This window comes from Algoriphagus sp. Y33, assembly GCF_014838715.1.
In the GTDB taxonomy this organism is placed as follows: Bacteria; Bacteroidota; Bacteroidia; order Cytophagales; family Cyclobacteriaceae; genus Algoriphagus.
Map to the genome: position 1 here is coordinate 486,114 of NZ_CP061947.1, position 15,382 is coordinate 501,495.

Below are 15,382 nucleotides of genomic sequence, written 5' to 3' on the forward strand. Positions count from 1 at the left end.
CTCTAAATATATGCAATATGCTATTTTGAAGGTGATTGACCGTTCTATGTGTTGATATAGACTTATTAGCAATAATGAAAAGAGGTTTTTACACCTCTTTTCACTGAACATTCTTTTAGCTATTCTAATCCTAAGCGAATAGGCCTTTCAACGGGACTAAAGTTGACATCATCTGAGATTGACAACTCATCCCTTAGAACCAAGGGTGGTTGAGCCATAAATTTAGGCGTTATTCCCCTGTGGGCTTGACCTGAATGAATCAGGAAAGGGTGACAGAGGTAGACTGTACCCGCTTTGCCTGTGGCATAAGCTTTCTCCCTTTTAGGCAATCCATCTAGCTTGCTTGCCAGTTCCATAAATGAAAGGCCCAGATCTCCCTCTTGAGATAAGAGTCTTGCCACATCGATGTATGATCCTTTGTAAATGACTGTCGGTGCATTATTTTCGCTCACATCTGAGTATAAAACCAACATCAATAATACTTTTGATTTCAGCCAGGCAGACGTTAAGAGTATGATCTGACAGATTAAAACCCAGGTGTCCTATGTACGGGTTAAAATTGTGTTTTGAGATGTGTCCTGAATAAAAGGATTGCATGGAACCGACTATTTGCTCTATAAAGCGCAACTCGGTGGTTTGCGGGTTGTCTTTTCCGAACAACCTATTGAACGTATATCCCTGTGCCAGCATCCCTCAAAAACCTTTTTCATACTTCAGTTTCTTCTCTACTACAAAATGACAGATATCATGCAGAAGGTATGTTTTGGTTTCAAGGGTAATCCGTTCAATGGAGTGATCGTTTCGGGTGATGAGGGACTCACATTAATAGCTCGTCTTCTTCTTTATTTCGATTTTCATCACCAAAGATTTCTTGACTCAAGGTGATCCTATTTCCGTTTAAAAATGTACTCAACGGTTTTCTTTTCAGGTTGATTTCCTTCTTGATCGAAACTTTCAATCACGAAAGAGTTCTTGTCTATAAAGGCTATTTTTTGTGTGACATTGATGACATTTTTGGTTACAGGATTGGTTAAAGTTCCTTTCATGGAGGCTACTTTATCTGCCTGAACCCACTCACCTTTTACGCTAAGTGTGCCGGTTCCCATGTTGGTAATGGTGGCCAAAGATATGGTGCCATCTATGGTATTGTAACCAATTGTACTTAAGGCTTCATATTTCATCCCGATCATTTGACCTTGTTGGTCAATTTGTAAAAATCGTCCTCCAAGAATCATTTTATTGGTAGCATTAACAATTGTTGACTCTTCCTGACCCGTCATGCGTATTTCCAATTTAAACTCACCTTCATAGTTCGACAGCATCGTGTGTACCTCTGAAGGTGTCATGTAGGTTACCCATGCATTTTGGTTTTGAGCTTTCATAACTAAGGGGCAAGAGATGATAAGGAGTGAAATGATAAGTTTTTTCATTGATAAGCTCGTTTGAAACAAATGTAATTGTGCAGGCACTGGAAAACTTGTAAAAAATCGACATGGTAAGTGCGAAGTAGAAATATAAGACCCGAAAAGTAAAGTTGGACTATGAATATACTACCAGACTATTGTACCTGCTCTTGTAATCCAGGGGCGACATTCCGGTGTTTTTCTTGAAAACTTCCCTGAAGGCCTTCATGTCTGCATAGCCCACTTCGTACATGATCTCGTTGATGGGTTTGCGGCCATTTTCCAGTTGCTTTTTGGCTGCCTCTACTTTCACACGTTGCAGGTATTCTACGGGCGTGTTTCCGGTGGCTTTAATGAATCGTCTGTCAAAGTTCCGCCTACTTACGGCCAGGTTGTTGGCTAGTTTTTCAAAAGAAATTTTTTCTGTCATATGGTTTTCAATGTATGACTGGGCTTGTTCTACGATTTCATCTCCGTGTGTTTTTTGGATGTGGAAGATGGAGAATTGTGATTGTGAAGTACGCTCTATGTCTATTTGAAAGATCTTGGAACAGAAGATGGCGACTTCCCTGTCGAAATACTTTTCTACCAGATAAAGCATCAGGTTAAGAAAAGAGTAACCGCCACCATTTGTATATACACCATGTTCATCGGTGATTATTTTATCTTGGGCCACTTTCACCTGCGGGTACATCTTCCTGAACTCCTCAGTGGAATTCCAGTGGATAGAACAGGTTCTTCCATCAAGTACTCCTGTAGCCGCAAGCAGGAAAGCACCGGAGCACATACTGGCGATTTCAGCCCCCTCTTTATACTGCTGAGTTATCCAGTTGATGAGCTTTTCATTCCTTTTTATGGTTTGGTTGAAGTCATCAAATATGGAAGGTATGATTATCAGGTCGGTTTTTTTTATGGCATTAAGATCATCTGGATAAACCTTGAAAAATTGCTCCTTTAAACCCTGTTCCTGAGCATAACCTGCAATTTGAATCTGGAGCTTTGGTATGCTTCCTACTTTTTGCCAATAGTCATTGGCTCGGCTTAGAATTTCAAATGCCCCGCCAATACTGTTAAGGTTGACGATGCATTCCGGTACTACAATCGTGACGTGTTTCATACTTATTGAATTTGTACAAAAATACCAACTCATCGTGTCCAAATCAACCCGCAATAAAGTCTATTTCACACGCTATGATAGTGATAGTCAGCCAATAATTTTACTGTCAAGAAATTAATCACAAAATGAATAATCAAATGAATACAACTGATCTTGCAATTTCCTTAGAAGTTAATCAAACACCTCAGAAAGCATTCAAAGCTATTAATAATGTAGCTGAATGGTGGACAGAAATTGAAGGCCAATCAAAAAAATTGGATGACGTCTTTACTGTCCGCTTTGGAGCGGTTTTTATTACACACAAGGTAGTTGATTTGGTGCCCTATAAAAAGGTTGCCTGGCTAGTTACTGGTAGCAGCGAAAAGAATTGGATTGATACCAAAATCTGCTTCGATATATCGGTTGCAGGGGATTCAACCAAACTAAAATTCACCCACCTTGGTATGGTTCCGGAACTTAAAGACTATGACGATTGCCTAAAAGGATGGACCAAGTTCGTTAAAGAAAATTTGCCACGCCTGATAGCCAAGACCACAGTGACTATGGATGAAATTTTTGAACGATTCAAAGCACTTGCTGCTGCGGAACGATGGTTTGATTTACAGGATGATCTTTTTGCGAGCAATGTAAAAAGCATAGATCCACCACAGTCGCCCTACATGGGATTTGCGGAAGGGAAAGCTGCTGTTCGTAAAAAGGGTAAAGATTTTGTCGCCAAGGTTGAAGAGTTTCATGGAGCGAAAACTTCTGAGCCAGTGATTGGTGGGAATTATATTGCTGTAGGCCGGGATATGGATATTACTGCACAGGGTTTTGGACGAATTCAAATCAATGAGATCATGCTTTATGAAGTAAAAGATGGTGAAGTCGTGTCTGAGCAGTTTTTTTATTAGGAAATAAATGAAGAACCAAGATTTTACGCTGACATTATTAGTGGACCGATCGCCAACCGAGGTGTTCGAGACAATCAAAAATGTACCTGGCTGGTGGTCTGGAATCCACGGGGAGGAATTTGAAGGAGAGTGGGAGAAGCTCAATGACGAATTCTCTTTCACAGCTGCTGGAGGTGCTCATTATAACCGACAGAAGTTGATAGAGCTAGTCCCTGATAGGAAAATAGTCTGGCTTGTGACGGATAGTGAACTTAGCTATATCGAAGATACTACTGATTGGGTGGGCACCCAGATATGCTTTGAGCTTTTCGAAGAAGATAACGGGACAAAAATAGTATTTACTCATAAGGGTTTGACTCCTGAAGTAGAGTGCTATGGAAGCTGTTCTGTTTCATGGACTAATTACCTTCAGAGTAGCCTATTGAAGGCTATCAACTACCGTTAGTGACTAACTAAAAGAGGAAATAAATAAAAGCTATAATAATGAAAACAGATTTTACTACTACCCTTGTGGTGGACAAAACTCCGGCAGAAGTATTTAATGCGATCAATAATCCACTTGCGTGGTGGTCTGAAGAAATTAAAGGCCGTACTGCCCAACTCAACGATGAGTTTGACTATCATTTCGAAGATATTCATCGTTGCCGTGTAAGGATAATAGAACTTATCCCTGATCAAAAAGTAGTTTGGCATGTGCTGGATAATTACTTCAAAGCGGGAATTTTTGAGGATGCCTCCCACCAGTCACCTGAAATCGAAATGGCAGAAGATAAAACTGAATGGAAGGACACTAGAATTAATTTTGAAATTTCGGAGGTAGAGAACAAAACATACTTACGATTCACTCATTTTGGGTTAGTTCCGGAGTATGAATGTTTTGAAGTATGTTCAAACGGTTGGACACATTATATCCGTCAAAGTTTATTTGGCTTGATAACCACCGGAAAAGGAGAGCCGAACAGTAGCGGTAAACCAATGACCTCTGACGAAGAGAAATTTCATTCTACTGAATCCTAGAAACGTGAAAGCAATACAGTTGACAAAATTTGGGATTGAGCATCTACATCTTACGGATATACCCGTCCCTGCCATTGGTGAAAATGAAGTATTGGTAAAGACAACAGCTACTTGTCTTGAGTATCATGACCTGATCGTAGTGGAGAATAGAATACCTTTTGGCATCCCACTTCCCCACATCCCGGTTTCTGAAGGAGTGGGTGTAGTGGAAAATGTTGGCTGTAAAGTGACCCGTTGGAAAAAAGGCGATCGTGTTATTATTCCTTTTATAACCCGTTGGGAAGCTGGGAAAAATACTCCCTGGAACGATGAATTGAGAACCGGTTTTTCATGCCCGGGACTTTTGTCAGAATTTACTGTACAACCTGAAAATACGTTAGTTAGAACACCAAGTAACCTTACGGATGAGCAGGCTGCTCCATTGGCGGTAGCCGGTTTGTCGGCATGGTCCTACCTCGTGGAACAGGCCAATATCAGGGCAGGCCAGAGTATATTGACCCAAGGTAGTGGCGGAGTGTCTTTGTTTGCCATCCAGATTGCTAAAATGTTTGGTCTCAAAGTCATTGCCAATACCGGGAGCAAGGAAAAAAAGGAGAAACTAAAAGATCTGGGAGCCGATGAAGTGATTAATTATAAGGATTTCACTGAATGGAGTAAGGAAGTGAAGCGACTGAATGGCGGGATTGGGGTAGATGTAACATTGGATGTTGCCGGGAAGGAGACCATTGAACAAAGTATTCTCTCAGTAAAACAACATGGCTTTGTGGGTTTGGTGGGTTTGATGACAGGCACCCAGCTGACCATCGATATAATACCACTAATTACCAACTATATTCGGCTACAAGCATATTCGGTAGGTAATGCACAAGGACTAAACAAGCTGGTAACCGCCATTGAAAAGAATAACATAACACCGGTTATAGACAGGATTTACTCAATAGAAAACACGCAAGATGCTTTCCACAGATTCAAGTCTGGAAAAGCATTTGGTAAAGTGGTCATTAAGTTATAAACGGTCACTGGAATGATTCTGTGAATTGTGAATGATAAGGTTTTACTCCTAAAAATATTTTCAAAGACTGAGTGGCCAGACTTTATCGATCACAGTATAAAATTCAGGAATCTTACATTGCACAGGTTGACAGAGTGGGCAGACACACAAATCGACTTTGAACTGTCCAAAGAGGGTAATCGGACAAAAATAGTATTTACTCACAAAGGACTAACTCCAGAAGTAGCGTGTTATAACAGTTGTACGGTTTCTTGGACTGACTATCTCCAGGATAGTTTGTTGAAGGCTGTAACGAAATCTAAAAAATTGGATTCAAGGCATATTTAACCTGTGTCTTGAGACTGAACATTGTCGAAAATTTATATAAGGCCAAAGTTCCTTTTTGACTCTCACCGGACTGTTCAATAATGAGGCTGTCTCATAATTCATAATTGTCACATTGAGCGAAGTCGAAATGGGCTTAATTATGAATTAAAGGCTTCGGCTTCGCTCAGCCTGACAAGAAAACCTACTTATGAGACAGCCTCAAAAAATGATTAGAAGAAATCACTTAATTAAAACTTAATTATCCAGCAAGTTTTCGTGTGAATATTCATTTCAACAGGTTAATTTGACACATCACAGTCCCCGTTGCAGGGTAAGTCCACGATAGCACAAACTTCTTGGATATTGAAATTGATCGTGGTGAGCTGCTCTGTTGACAGGTTCTTAAATGCCTGGCTCAAGTCCACGGTAAGTACTACGGTTTTCCGTGATTCGCTGTTTTGACATCCTTCCGAAAGCAGGTTTAAGAAAATGTTTGCAACGGGAGGATTTACAAAGAAAAGGGAACCGTCCCATATCATCTCATATTCGATTTCACAGGTTTCGGGAACATTCACCTCGATCTCCAATGTGTTTCCACTCCTGCTGATTTTTTCAATATTCCAGTCAAATGAACAAAATTCAGAAGTTGCTCTTCTGTTGTTTATTCCCTCATACTTTTCGGGATTTGAATAGAACTTGAAGTTATCACCGGTAACTTCATACACTTGAGCATCTGGAGTAGGTTCATCTTCAGAACAGGCTAACGCGGTCATCATGATTGCGATTAGCATAAATGGTAAGCATAATTTGTTTTTCATAATAATGGGGTTTAATTGAATGTAATTTTATCAACCATACGGATTATGTTGTTGTTATGCTACATAAGGTTATATAAAAAAAATGAAATATTTTAAAAAAAAAATACGCAAAATTAAATTGTATTGTTTTATTAAAATAGTATAAATACGACATTTTTCAAACAATATTTATTGAAAGAAAATTAAATATTTTGGATCTATTTTTTTTTTTTTTTTAGAATAGTTTAAATTTGTCATATAGAACTAATTAGGATATAGTTTTCTGAAATTCAAAGTCCTTTTAGATTACCTAATCTTGAACCCTTCAATTCATTCAAAAGTATAATGACCTACACCCTCCTGAATTAAAGGTTATATGTGATTTTCTTGCTGAGTCTATAAGTAAAAGACTCGGGAATTACGAAAGTAAAATTTGGCATACCCATCCGGTTTGGTTTTTGGCTGGAAAAGTCCAGACAAGTCCAATGGGATTATAAAAACCTGATTAGGCGGAAAGTTCGGCTAGAAAAAATATCCGATCATGTTAAAATCAGTTCTTGAAAATTCCTTAACTCGAATAAGCTATAGACAATTTGCAATTAACAATTGCAAGGACTAATAAATCTAACTACATACTTTTGTGATTAAAGTTCAATCAACTCATCATGTTACCTACAAAACTCAACCTCATCCTTTCGCTTTTCTTTCTATCATTTATTTCTTTTCCTATACAGGGGGATTATCTGACTGTTCCGCAATCGAGACTTTCAGATCCTAGTGAAAAAGGATTAATTAAGCTTTCAGTTATGTATCCTTATGAAGAAGGGAAACACTTTGATATGGAGTATTATAAAAGCAAGCATATGCCAATGGTTGCCAATCTTTTGGGGTCAAGCCTGGTGAAATATACTATCGAGAAAGGGGTTGCGAGTGGAATTCCCAATACCCAAATGCCTTATATGGCCATCGGATCCTTTTACGTGAAGAGTCTTGCTGACTATCAGGCTGCCATCGGCCCCAACAGAGATGCCATACGGGCGGATTTTGTCAACTATACCGATATAAATCCGATCATTCTGGTGAGTGAAATGATCAGGTAATTATTTTTACCAGACATTTTTATAAACTGAAAATAGCCCTTTGATAGATAATTTTCTTTTGCATATGGAATTGTCTGGTAGGCCAGATTTTGATAGGACATCAAAATCGCAAAAAGGAATTCAAAGGCTGATCTATCACAACTTTTCGAAATCTGAGTTGTAAATATTGAATTGTGGTTCTGTTCTGAAGGATAAAGGGGGACTAATTTACCAATTTTCAATGGGTGCACCTGTTACAAATCAAATCTAAAAAAAGCGAAGGATTACATTAAATCATGGAATGATTTATGGGGCATCCATTTTTCGAACAGATACTTCCCCCTTTTTAATTGCGTTGGAATTATTGACAAATAAGTGGTTCTGTCGTTTTTGTCCAATTTTGGATTTTTGGTTTTGGATAGTTTTGATTTTAATCTAAAGCAACATGGAGGAACAAATGAACAGGGCTTTGTATCAGGGTTTGATTTCCACATTTCCTGTAGAAAAAATTCCGGAAAGTAATTCAGTTATCCGTTTTCAGGACTATGATCCTTTCAATCACCTGAACAATGCCCGGTACATCGATTACTTTATCAATGCAAGATCACTTACTGCGGTTTTACGGGTTTGACATTTTCAAGATTGCCAGGGAAACCGGAATGGGATGGGTAGTTGGACAACATCAGATATCTTTTATCCGGCCGGTTTCATTAATGGAAACGGTCAGAATAAAGACCCGCTTATTGTCCTATTCCAAGCATGCTATCCTGATAGAATCTTTAATGCTTGATGCTGAAAATGAATGGATTAGGAGTTTGCTTTGGACAGAGTACTTTCATTATGACCTTAAAAAGAAGAGCGTATCCGCACATGACAAGGAATATTTGGAGTTTTTTGAAAAGATTCATCTTCCCCATCAAGGCGATTTAAATTTCGAGCTGCGGAATTTGCAGATCAGGAATACAGAGATTACAAAGTATAAACAATGAGTCAAATAGATCTTCATGAGATGAAATTTCTAATTCACGAAACTTTCCTTAGGTCAACTCAATGTATCATATTGCCCATCAGCCAATACATGATTTTATTAAAGGCTATTTCCTTTAAATCAAAATATATGACAGACATTAAAGCAATCAATATTATGGAGAAATTTTCATTGTTAGAAGCGCAGTGGACTCCCCATATCATAGCGGAACTCAACGGACAGTATGTGAAACTCTGCAAGCTTAAAGACGAATTTGTGTGGCATAGCCATGAGGATGAGGATGAGCTTTTTATGGTCTTTAAGGGGACGCTGATTATGGACTTCCGGGACGGCCGTTCAGTTGAAATAAATCCGGGAGAAATACTGGTGGTTCCCAAAGGAGTTGAGCATAGACCAAGATCCCTTGAAGGAGAGATGGTGTTTAACCTGCTTTTTGAACCTAAAGAAACCAAGCATACCGGTGAAATTGAAAGTGAATTGACCGCAAAGGAATTGAATTGGATATAGGATTTTGATCGTTTCGGAGATTCGGATTATGAAGCACAATCTATTTCCGTCCAGTACTGCTTCAGTAAAAATATGATTCTTCGAACATTTTCATGAAAGTTAGCGGTCATTGTAGGTGCGACCGGAAGACGACCTGAATAAAACGACTAAAAAATAAAAATATGAGAAAAGTAATTGCAGCTTTCAATATGACACTTGACGGTGTTTGCGACCATACAACTGGTATTCCTAGTGAAGATTTACATCAACATTATTCCGACCTATTAGATAATACAGGAGTCGTTTTGTATGGACGGACAACCTACGAACTTATGCAATTCTGGAAAACAATATTGCAAAATCCTTCTGGTAAAAAATCAATGGACGACTTTGCAATTTCAATAGACAAAGTTCCAAAACTTGTTTTCTCCAACACACTCAAGGACACAAACTGGGACAGTGCAAAACTTTCAGATAGCCCACTTAATGAAAAAGTTTTGGAACTCAAACAGCAATCAGGAAAGGATATTTCGGTGGGAAGTCGGAGTTTGATTATTCAACTGTTAAACAGTAATCTAATTGACGAATTTCAAATTTGTGTTCACCCTATCATTGAAGGGAAAGGGCTAAGACTATTTGACCAAATCACGGACAGAATAATGTTGAAACTCATCAAGATAAAAACATTAAATTCTGGTGCGACAGTATTTTTTTATGAGCCGACACGAGAATAAACAACGAACAGAAAATGAAACAGACATTTATTTATTTAGCGTTGACAATTTTCACCTTGACATCATGCAATAACAAAACAGAAAACACAAGTATGAGTATGGCGACAACAGCAAACGACAGTTTGACTTTTAAGAATGGCTATTCCGAAGTGAATGGACTGAAAATGTATTATGAAATTCACGGACAAGGAAAACCAATTGTTTTAATTCACGGTGGTGGTTCAACCATTCAGACAAATTTTGAAAAAATCATTCCACTACTTGCTAAAAACAGACAGGTAATTGCTGTTGAACTTCAAGCTCACGGACGTACAAATGACCGTAACGCCGATCTGACATTTGAACAGGACGCAGATGATGTTGCTACACTTCTTAAAAACTTAAAAATTGACAAGGCGGACTTTTTCGGCTTTAGCAATGGTGGAACAACTACTTTACAAATCGCTATTCGGCATCCTAAATTAGTTGACAAAATGATTTTAGGTTCAGCACTCGCCAAACGAAACGGAGTTCCTGATTGGTTTTGGGGCTTTATGGAAAATGCCAAATTGGAGGATATGCCTGAACTTTTAAAAGTTGGCTACAAAAAAGTTGCGGCGGACACAAATGATTTGCAGGTAATGCACGACAGAGATGCAAAGAGAATGGTAAACTTCAAAGACATTCCAGAGGAACTTACAAAATCCATTAAAGTACCGACTTTAATCATTATTGGCGACAAGGACGTAATAACACCTGAACACGCTATTGAACTTCACAGACAAATTACAAATTCTGAATTAGCAATAATTCCAGGTGGACACGGACAATATATTGGAGAAGTTACAACAATAACACCCGACTTTAAAGAGAGCGACCTTGTAGTTCCAATGATTGAAAAATTCCTTGACAAAAAAGCTGAAAAATAATGCTGACCTACACGAGCGAGAGAGAACAACAACGAACAGCTAACAGCAGCTACCCAAAAGTGGCGGTTCAGTGGTTAAACCAAGCTTTGTGCTTCTATCTAGTTTGTGCTTGGTTGACAGTGTGTATCGTCCTGAAAAAAGTTTACAGTTTAATTGATTAATCCTGTAATGGGTTTACAACTACTTCTTCGTTCTGAAATGGATTTATAATAGTAGCTTTTTTCTGAAATGTAGCTTAGGAATTCAATTCTTATTTCACTGTAGTTTTGGCACAGAATCTCAAAATACTCCATTTTAACTAAAATATAATCAGTTAGTTGAGTCTATATATAGATCACTGGGCAAATGAATACCACCATTTTGGTTCTGATCTTCATTCTGCTATTATATCATATTCAAAATCTGATTGTATTGAAAGTCTCCACAGGATTGCAAAACATCCATGGTCAGTAGTCTTGAATTTATCTTGGGTTCTGTACCAATGGTGGGGAGTAAATTCTGTTGTATAAGATTTTCATAAAGCAGGCTCCCGGCAGTTAGCCAGGAAATGGAGTTTCGGTATTTGTGTGAATAATAAGAAGATATGGTATTAATACTTACTTGAATTTACCAAATGGTTCAATGATGTTTGAAATATTTAAGACGAGTGTCAATGATGTGCAAATTGCAGACAAAATTGTTAAAGCATTGGATAGTAGGTTTCCGGATTTCAAAGCCAATTTTGATTTGGAAGACTGCGATAAAATTCTGAGAGTGCATGCGAAAATCCCGGTTCCTGAGGTTAAGGACCTGGTTGAAAGTTTTGGATGCAGATGTGAGTTGCTTGAATGATTGCTCCTTCATTGTCAGTCTTCGTGCTCTAATTTCCAAAAAGGAGAATTAAAGTGAAGATAACGCGGGTTAACATTTTACGGGAAATATTCAATGAAAAGAAGTGCGATTTTAAGGACTTTAAAATCCCTACCAAATGTATTTTTAATACTATGGATTATTGGCTGTAATCCAGTCAAAAAAGATATGGAAGAAACTAAGCTAACAACTAAAACGGTACGGAATCCCAGTTCATCCGATTCTGCCCTTCTGGATTTTGAGCTAAAACATGGCGATTCTCTGGAAGTTCAAACCATGGAGCAGCTGCTAAAATTGAATTCCACTTATGGATTGGAACCCTGGATTTTTACAAATAAAATTGCCATTGACAGCGATTTTCGAACGGTACCCCACAGTCATCCTGTTCTTACCTTAAATACCAGGCATACAAAGGATGATGAGTTGTTAATGGCAACATTAATCCATGAACAGTTGCATTGGTTTGTCAGTGGTCATCCCTCCAAGGAGAAAGTTTTGAATAAGTTACAGGTTATGTATCCAAAACCGGTAACTGAATTCCCATACGGAAGTGGGGGAGAGATCGACACGCACTACCATATCATGATCTGTTATTTGGAGTATAAAGGATTAAAACAGCTTATCGGCGAATTAAAAGCCCTTCAGGTAATTTCTTTCTGGCAACAGGATCATTACCACTGGATTTATGAAACCATACTCGAGGATCAGCTTCGGTTGGAAAAACTTGCAAGTGAAATGGACTTAGTACCGGGACCAACCAAGTAGCACGAATCATATCGGGAATGCTGCAGTCTTCCATCAAAACCTGATTTACCGGGTTGTCAGAAGTAAAATACTAAATCCTGAGTAAAGTGATATGGCTGAGTTGATAAAGTCAGGTTTGGTGCGTACCAAACAATTCCCAGAATGGTCTATACAAGACTCGCACTGAAGGTAAAGTCTGTTTTGTTTTTTGATTCTATTGATAAATTGGTTCTTAATGCCTGGATATGTCGCTGATTTGGAAATAGGGATGGTTGGTAGAGGAGAGTGCCATGAGTGTTGATAGTTTAGACTTTAAGGATTGAGTGGGTTGATAAAATGTATTTGCATGTTTTCAAAATCCAGCACCATTGAACCAAATCGGACAATTAAATCCTGACCTATATTACCGTAGACGTGCTTCCATTTCTCATTCCTGCTTTCGGTTAGCACGGTGGTTTTGGGGAAAAGTAGGGGAACATCGTTTACTCTGATTTTAAAATCGATCTGATATCCGGGAAAGGTATCATGTCCACCCGCCCCTCCGAATTGAACTTCTTCCAATTGGTAATTGGATTCGATTTCATCTTTGAACTGATGGTAATATCGTGAATAGAGCATGCTTTGGTCCGCTCCCGTATCCAGATAAAAGTGCTTTCCATCCAATTGAATGAGCAGGCTCAAGCCATCCATAGCCATAGTCGGTTTTTGGGACTTGGAGACTGTCGTTCTGGGAAATCCGGCCCTGAAAAGTCCATCCTGATCTATACTGATGATACCCATTGATTCCATCACCGGAAATCCAAGTATCCCGTGAATCTGATAATCGATTTGTGGAAAAGCCAGGTGTTCATCCGCGAGCACCAAAAAAACAACATTGTTGAATACGGCAGATCCCAACCCTAGTTTTTCACAAATCCCAAGATTTGCATATACCCTGTTTCCGGTAATGGTTCCCACCTGAATGGAATCCGGAAGCACTTTCATTTGGAGACGCTTTGCCACTGACCGGGTTATCGTGGAGAGATTTGCACCAGTGTCAAAAATCATCGGAATGGAATCTCCTTTCGCGGTCAATAAGAGATTGTTCAGTCCTGCCAAATCCCGGGTCATTTGCTGGTGAACGGGGCCTCGAAGCTCAGTTTCCTGGGCGGGCTGATGTTCCAGAATAGTCCATATTTTTAAGGAGTTTTTATAACCATCAACCTGATCAGCATTGAGAAAGTGTTCAAAGTCCCGCAGAATACGGGAGACTGCCTCCTTTGCTTTGGCATAGTCATAAGACTTATAGGCATTGTCATGCCGGACTTCAAGTAGTTTCAGTCTGATTGAATCCGGTAGGTTTGTGTCAGATTGGTCCAATAAGTAGGCAACTGTTGAATCTGATTGGAAGATTTGGTTAAACGCATTAGTGAGAATAGCCAAAAGGGTATTATTTTCTGTATCGCTGAACTGTGACCTGTGAAGTTCCAAAAGTTCTGCTGCTTTGAAAAAGTCCTTTTTTTCAGTTTCGGCATAGATTTCAGTAAAGAAGCTGTTTTTTTGGGCTCTGCTACTTGGGATAAAACTCAGAAGGAGCAACCCTAGGAGAAAGTATTTCATAATGATATTGTTCCTGACAAATATGCGGGTTGCCTCATTTTGAAAATTGTAAAATAGCGACAGATCGATAAATCAGGTTACAGACATGTTCCATGGATATGGGGTCAGAAGGGATATAGCAGAATTTAAATTTTAGTTTTTACGAGTTCATAATTCCCTGTCTGTTTATTTTTGATCAATTGATATCCCTCTTCCAATAGCAAGGTCCACCCATTCCCGGAATATTCCTGTCCGGAAGTCTGAAAAGGACAACTGATGGAGATTCTGTTCCAGGAATGATTCATTAACAGTCCTCCATTTTCCACTGTTAAGATCCCCCAACTATCAGTAATGCGAATGTCTGGGTAAACAGTACCCATATCCTCCAGGGGAAAAATATTTCTTGGGTCGAACGATATGGACATTTTTTCCAGTGGAATTTCTACATGCGGTTGATCTGCAAGGAACTGCTTATAGGTAGCAATCTTTTCGAGCTGGGAAAGTTCACGCTCCGTTTCCTCCTTGAAAATAAGGTCTCCGTTGTAAGCTTTTTCCAGCTTCCCAATTTGCTCGTTTAGGTCATTGGGAATCTTCAGATCAAATGCGGTTATAAGATATTCAGAAAGATCTGTTTGCCCTGAAATGTTGAGATTCCAATTTTTGTCTAGTGTTCTCAGGAATACACCATAAATTGGAATGGTCTGATAGGCAAACGACCTAACGAATGTTGGGCTTTTCTCAAACCGGTTAAGTTGTCCGACAAGATGTAGCCTAGTTTCAGCTTTATTTCTGTCGCTATGGATCAAGCCGGAATACTCGGCAATTCCTTCATTGAGTTCAAGAGAGTTTTCCTCGGCTTTGGAACCTTCAAATAGCGATTGCCTGTAAGCCCTGAAAAGCAATGCGTTCCGGACATGGGAAAGGGCAATTTGATGTTTCGGTTCCAGGACAGCGTGCTTTAATGCCTCCAGTTCAAGGCGCAGATAGATTCTTCCGTCCTTTGTGTCAAGGTGATTGTTTTCTGAATGGGTAAGCGGAAATCCCAATTCAGATTGAACTCTATGGAAAAGCTCATGGGACAACAGGTTTATTCTTTCCTGTTTATTTTCTGCTAATGGCAACATGACCATTGCCCAACGCTTACCGGCCCAGTCAATCGAGGTATTTGCCATATTGAGGCTTTCCGGGAAAATTCCTGTGTAGACTCCATCCGTCAGCGTGAGAATTCCTTCTCCATCCGCTTCATTGGCATAAAGTTTCCGGGTTTCGGGTTCGATCAGAAGAACGGGGCCATACAGCCTTCTTTTCCAGAGCGTTTTGTTTTTATTGGCGTTTTTTTGAACCTCCTTGAAATACTTTTTATAATCCGCAGAAGTAGTGGAATCAGTCTGGGCTTCTGCCCAATTGTAAAACAATGAAAAGAAAATAGAAAACAGGTAAAGTTTCATTGGATTATTGGTTGAGTTTAATG

General features: G+C 39.1%; 18 protein-coding genes. 12 read left to right on the forward strand and 6 right to left on the reverse strand.

Annotated elements, in window-relative coordinates:
• Positions 1-119 precede the first annotated feature (119 nt).
• From ID165_RS01895 to ID165_RS01905, 3 genes are all read right to left on the reverse strand, one after another.
• Entirely contained in the window at positions 120-473 is a 354-nt protein-coding gene (locus ID165_RS01895; RefSeq protein ID WP_192348718.1) for a hypothetical protein, read from the reverse strand.
• A gap of 414 nt (positions 474-887) precedes the next feature.
• On the reverse strand, positions 888-1,430 hold the full coding sequence (locus ID165_RS01900) for a DUF1579 family protein (RefSeq protein WP_192348719.1): 543 nt from the start codon (positions 1,428-1,430) through the stop codon (positions 888-890).
• Positions 1,431-1,539: 109 nt separating this feature from the next.
• Complete coding sequence (locus ID165_RS01905) at positions 1,540-2,520, reverse strand: GlxA family transcriptional regulator (protein ID WP_192348720.1); 981 nt, start codon at positions 2,518-2,520, stop codon at positions 1,540-1,542.
• Between the two features lie 125 nt (positions 2,521-2,645).
• On the opposite strand from ID165_RS01905, the gene ID165_RS26510 reads away from it, so the two are divergent.
• Genes ID165_RS26510 through ID165_RS01925 form a run of 4 tightly spaced genes read left to right on the forward strand, consistent with a single transcriptional unit; the run spans position 2,646 to position 5,442 of the window.
• On the forward strand, positions 2,646-3,413 hold the full coding sequence (locus ID165_RS26510) for an SRPBCC domain-containing protein (RefSeq protein WP_225586946.1): 768 nt from the start codon (positions 2,646-2,648) through the stop codon (positions 3,411-3,413).
• A 7-nt stretch (positions 3,414-3,420) separates the two neighbouring features.
• Positions 3,421-3,858: an SRPBCC domain-containing protein gene (locus ID165_RS01915; protein WP_192348721.1), complete on the forward strand. Its 438-nt coding sequence runs from the start codon at positions 3,421-3,423 to the stop codon at positions 3,856-3,858.
• 38 nt (positions 3,859-3,896) lie between these two features.
• Complete coding sequence (locus tag ID165_RS01920; protein WP_225586947.1) at positions 3,897-4,430, forward strand: SRPBCC domain-containing protein; 534 nt, start codon at positions 3,897-3,899, stop codon at positions 4,428-4,430.
• A gap of 4 nt (positions 4,431-4,434) precedes the next feature.
• A complete protein-coding gene (locus ID165_RS01925) occupies positions 4,435-5,442 on the forward strand; it encodes an NAD(P)-dependent alcohol dehydrogenase (RefSeq protein ID WP_192348722.1) in 1,008 nt (335 codons plus the stop codon).
• Positions 5,443-6,047: 605 nt separating this feature from the next.
• Here ID165_RS01925 and ID165_RS01930 read toward each other — a convergent pair.
• Positions 6,048-6,566, reverse strand: coding sequence for a hypothetical protein (locus tag ID165_RS01930; protein WP_192348723.1), 519 nt, complete (start codon positions 6,564-6,566; stop codon positions 6,048-6,050).
• Positions 6,567-7,210: 644 nt separating this feature from the next.
• On the opposite strand from ID165_RS01930, the gene ID165_RS01935 reads away from it, so the two are divergent.
• From ID165_RS01935 to ID165_RS01970, 8 genes are all read left to right on the forward strand, one after another.
• On the forward strand, positions 7,211-7,645 hold the full coding sequence (locus ID165_RS01935; RefSeq protein ID WP_192348724.1) for an EthD family reductase: 435 nt from the start codon (positions 7,211-7,213) through the stop codon (positions 7,643-7,645).
• A 424-nt stretch (positions 7,646-8,069) separates the two neighbouring features.
• Positions 8,070-8,255 carry a hypothetical protein gene (locus ID165_RS01940; RefSeq protein ID WP_192348725.1) on the forward strand — a complete coding sequence of 62 codons (186 nt, stop codon included), beginning with the start codon at positions 8,070-8,072 and terminating at the stop codon, positions 8,253-8,255.
• Complete coding sequence (locus ID165_RS01945; RefSeq protein ID WP_192348726.1) at positions 8,221-8,613, forward strand: thioesterase family protein; 393 nt, start codon at positions 8,221-8,223, stop codon at positions 8,611-8,613. Before ID165_RS01940 ends, ID165_RS01945 begins: the two co-directional genes overlap by 35 nt.
• A gap of 128 nt (positions 8,614-8,741) precedes the next feature.
• Positions 8,742-9,119: a cupin domain-containing protein gene (locus ID165_RS01950; RefSeq protein WP_192348727.1), complete on the forward strand. Its 378-nt coding sequence runs from the start codon at positions 8,742-8,744 to the stop codon at positions 9,117-9,119.
• A 161-nt stretch (positions 9,120-9,280) separates the two neighbouring features.
• Positions 9,281-9,832 carry a dihydrofolate reductase family protein gene (locus ID165_RS01955; protein ID WP_192348728.1) on the forward strand — a complete coding sequence of 184 codons (552 nt, stop codon included), beginning with the start codon at positions 9,281-9,283 and terminating at the stop codon, positions 9,830-9,832.
• Positions 9,833-9,846: 14 nt separating this feature from the next.
• Positions 9,847-10,740, forward strand: coding sequence for an alpha/beta fold hydrolase (locus ID165_RS01960; protein ID WP_192348729.1), 894 nt, complete (start codon positions 9,847-9,849; stop codon positions 10,738-10,740).
• Positions 10,741-11,361: 621 nt separating this feature from the next.
• The gene (locus tag ID165_RS01965) at positions 11,362-11,571 is read left to right on the forward strand and encodes a hypothetical protein (protein ID WP_192348730.1); all 210 of its coding nucleotides are present in this window, start codon (positions 11,362-11,364) and stop codon (positions 11,569-11,571) included.
• Positions 11,572-11,757: 186 nt separating this feature from the next.
• Entirely contained in the window at positions 11,758-12,354 is a 597-nt protein-coding gene (locus ID165_RS01970; RefSeq protein ID WP_192348731.1) for a hypothetical protein, read from the forward strand.
• Between the two features lie 291 nt (positions 12,355-12,645).
• Here ID165_RS01970 and ID165_RS01975 read toward each other — a convergent pair whose 3' ends face one another.
• A complete protein-coding gene (locus tag ID165_RS01975; RefSeq protein WP_192348732.1) occupies positions 12,646-13,932 on the reverse strand; it encodes a retropepsin-like aspartic protease in 1,287 nt (428 codons plus the stop codon).
• A 125-nt stretch (positions 13,933-14,057) separates the two neighbouring features.
• Positions 14,058-15,359 carry a hypothetical protein gene (locus tag ID165_RS01980; RefSeq protein WP_192348733.1) on the reverse strand — a complete coding sequence of 434 codons (1,302 nt, stop codon included), beginning with the start codon at positions 15,357-15,359 and terminating at the stop codon, positions 14,058-14,060.
• Between the last annotated feature and the right edge of the window lie 23 nt (positions 15,360-15,382).

Bases quoted from the DNA above. Each gene is read 5' to 3' on its own strand.
- ID165_RS01965 (WP_192348730.1), top strand. From the start codon at position 11,362: ATGATGTTTGAAATATTTAAGACGAGTGTCAATGATGTGCAAATTGCA.
- ID165_RS01935 (WP_192348724.1), top strand. From the start codon at position 7,211: ATGTTACCTACAAAACTCAACCTCATCCTTTCGCTTTTCTTTCTATCA.
- ID165_RS01895 (WP_192348718.1), bottom strand. From the start codon at position 473: ATGTTGGTTTTATACTCAGATGTGAGCGAAAATAATGCACCGACAGTC.
- ID165_RS01920 (WP_225586947.1), top strand. From the start codon at position 3,897: ATGAAAACAGATTTTACTACTACCCTTGTGGTGGACAAAACTCCGGCA.
- ID165_RS01950 (WP_192348727.1), top strand. From the start codon at position 8,742: ATGACAGACATTAAAGCAATCAATATTATGGAGAAATTTTCATTGTTA.
- ID165_RS01945 (WP_192348726.1), top strand. From the start codon at position 8,221: ATGCAAGATCACTTACTGCGGTTTTACGGGTTTGACATTTTCAAGATT.
- ID165_RS01970 (WP_192348731.1), top strand. From the start codon at position 11,758: ATGGAAGAAACTAAGCTAACAACTAAAACGGTACGGAATCCCAGTTCA.
- ID165_RS01930 (WP_192348723.1), bottom strand. From the start codon at position 6,566: ATGAAAAACAAATTATGCTTACCATTTATGCTAATCGCAATCATGATG.
- ID165_RS26510 (WP_225586946.1), top strand. From the start codon at position 2,646: ATGAATAATCAAATGAATACAACTGATCTTGCAATTTCCTTAGAAGTT.
- ID165_RS01940 (WP_192348725.1), top strand. From the start codon at position 8,070: ATGGAGGAACAAATGAACAGGGCTTTGTATCAGGGTTTGATTTCCACA.
- ID165_RS01960 (WP_192348729.1), top strand. From the start codon at position 9,847: ATGAAACAGACATTTATTTATTTAGCGTTGACAATTTTCACCTTGACA.
- ID165_RS01900 (WP_192348719.1), bottom strand. From the start codon at position 1,430: ATGAAAAAACTTATCATTTCACTCCTTATCATCTCTTGCCCCTTAGTT.
- ID165_RS01915 (WP_192348721.1), top strand. From the start codon at position 3,421: ATGAAGAACCAAGATTTTACGCTGACATTATTAGTGGACCGATCGCCA.
- ID165_RS01955 (WP_192348728.1), top strand. From the start codon at position 9,281: ATGAGAAAAGTAATTGCAGCTTTCAATATGACACTTGACGGTGTTTGC.
- ID165_RS01975 (WP_192348732.1), bottom strand. From the start codon at position 13,932: ATGAAATACTTTCTCCTAGGGTTGCTCCTTCTGAGTTTTATCCCAAGT.
- ID165_RS01980 (WP_192348733.1), bottom strand. From the start codon at position 15,359: ATGAAACTTTACCTGTTTTCTATTTTCTTTTCATTGTTTTACAATTGG.
- ID165_RS01905 (WP_192348720.1), bottom strand. From the start codon at position 2,520: ATGAAACACGTCACGATTGTAGTACCGGAATGCATCGTCAACCTTAAC.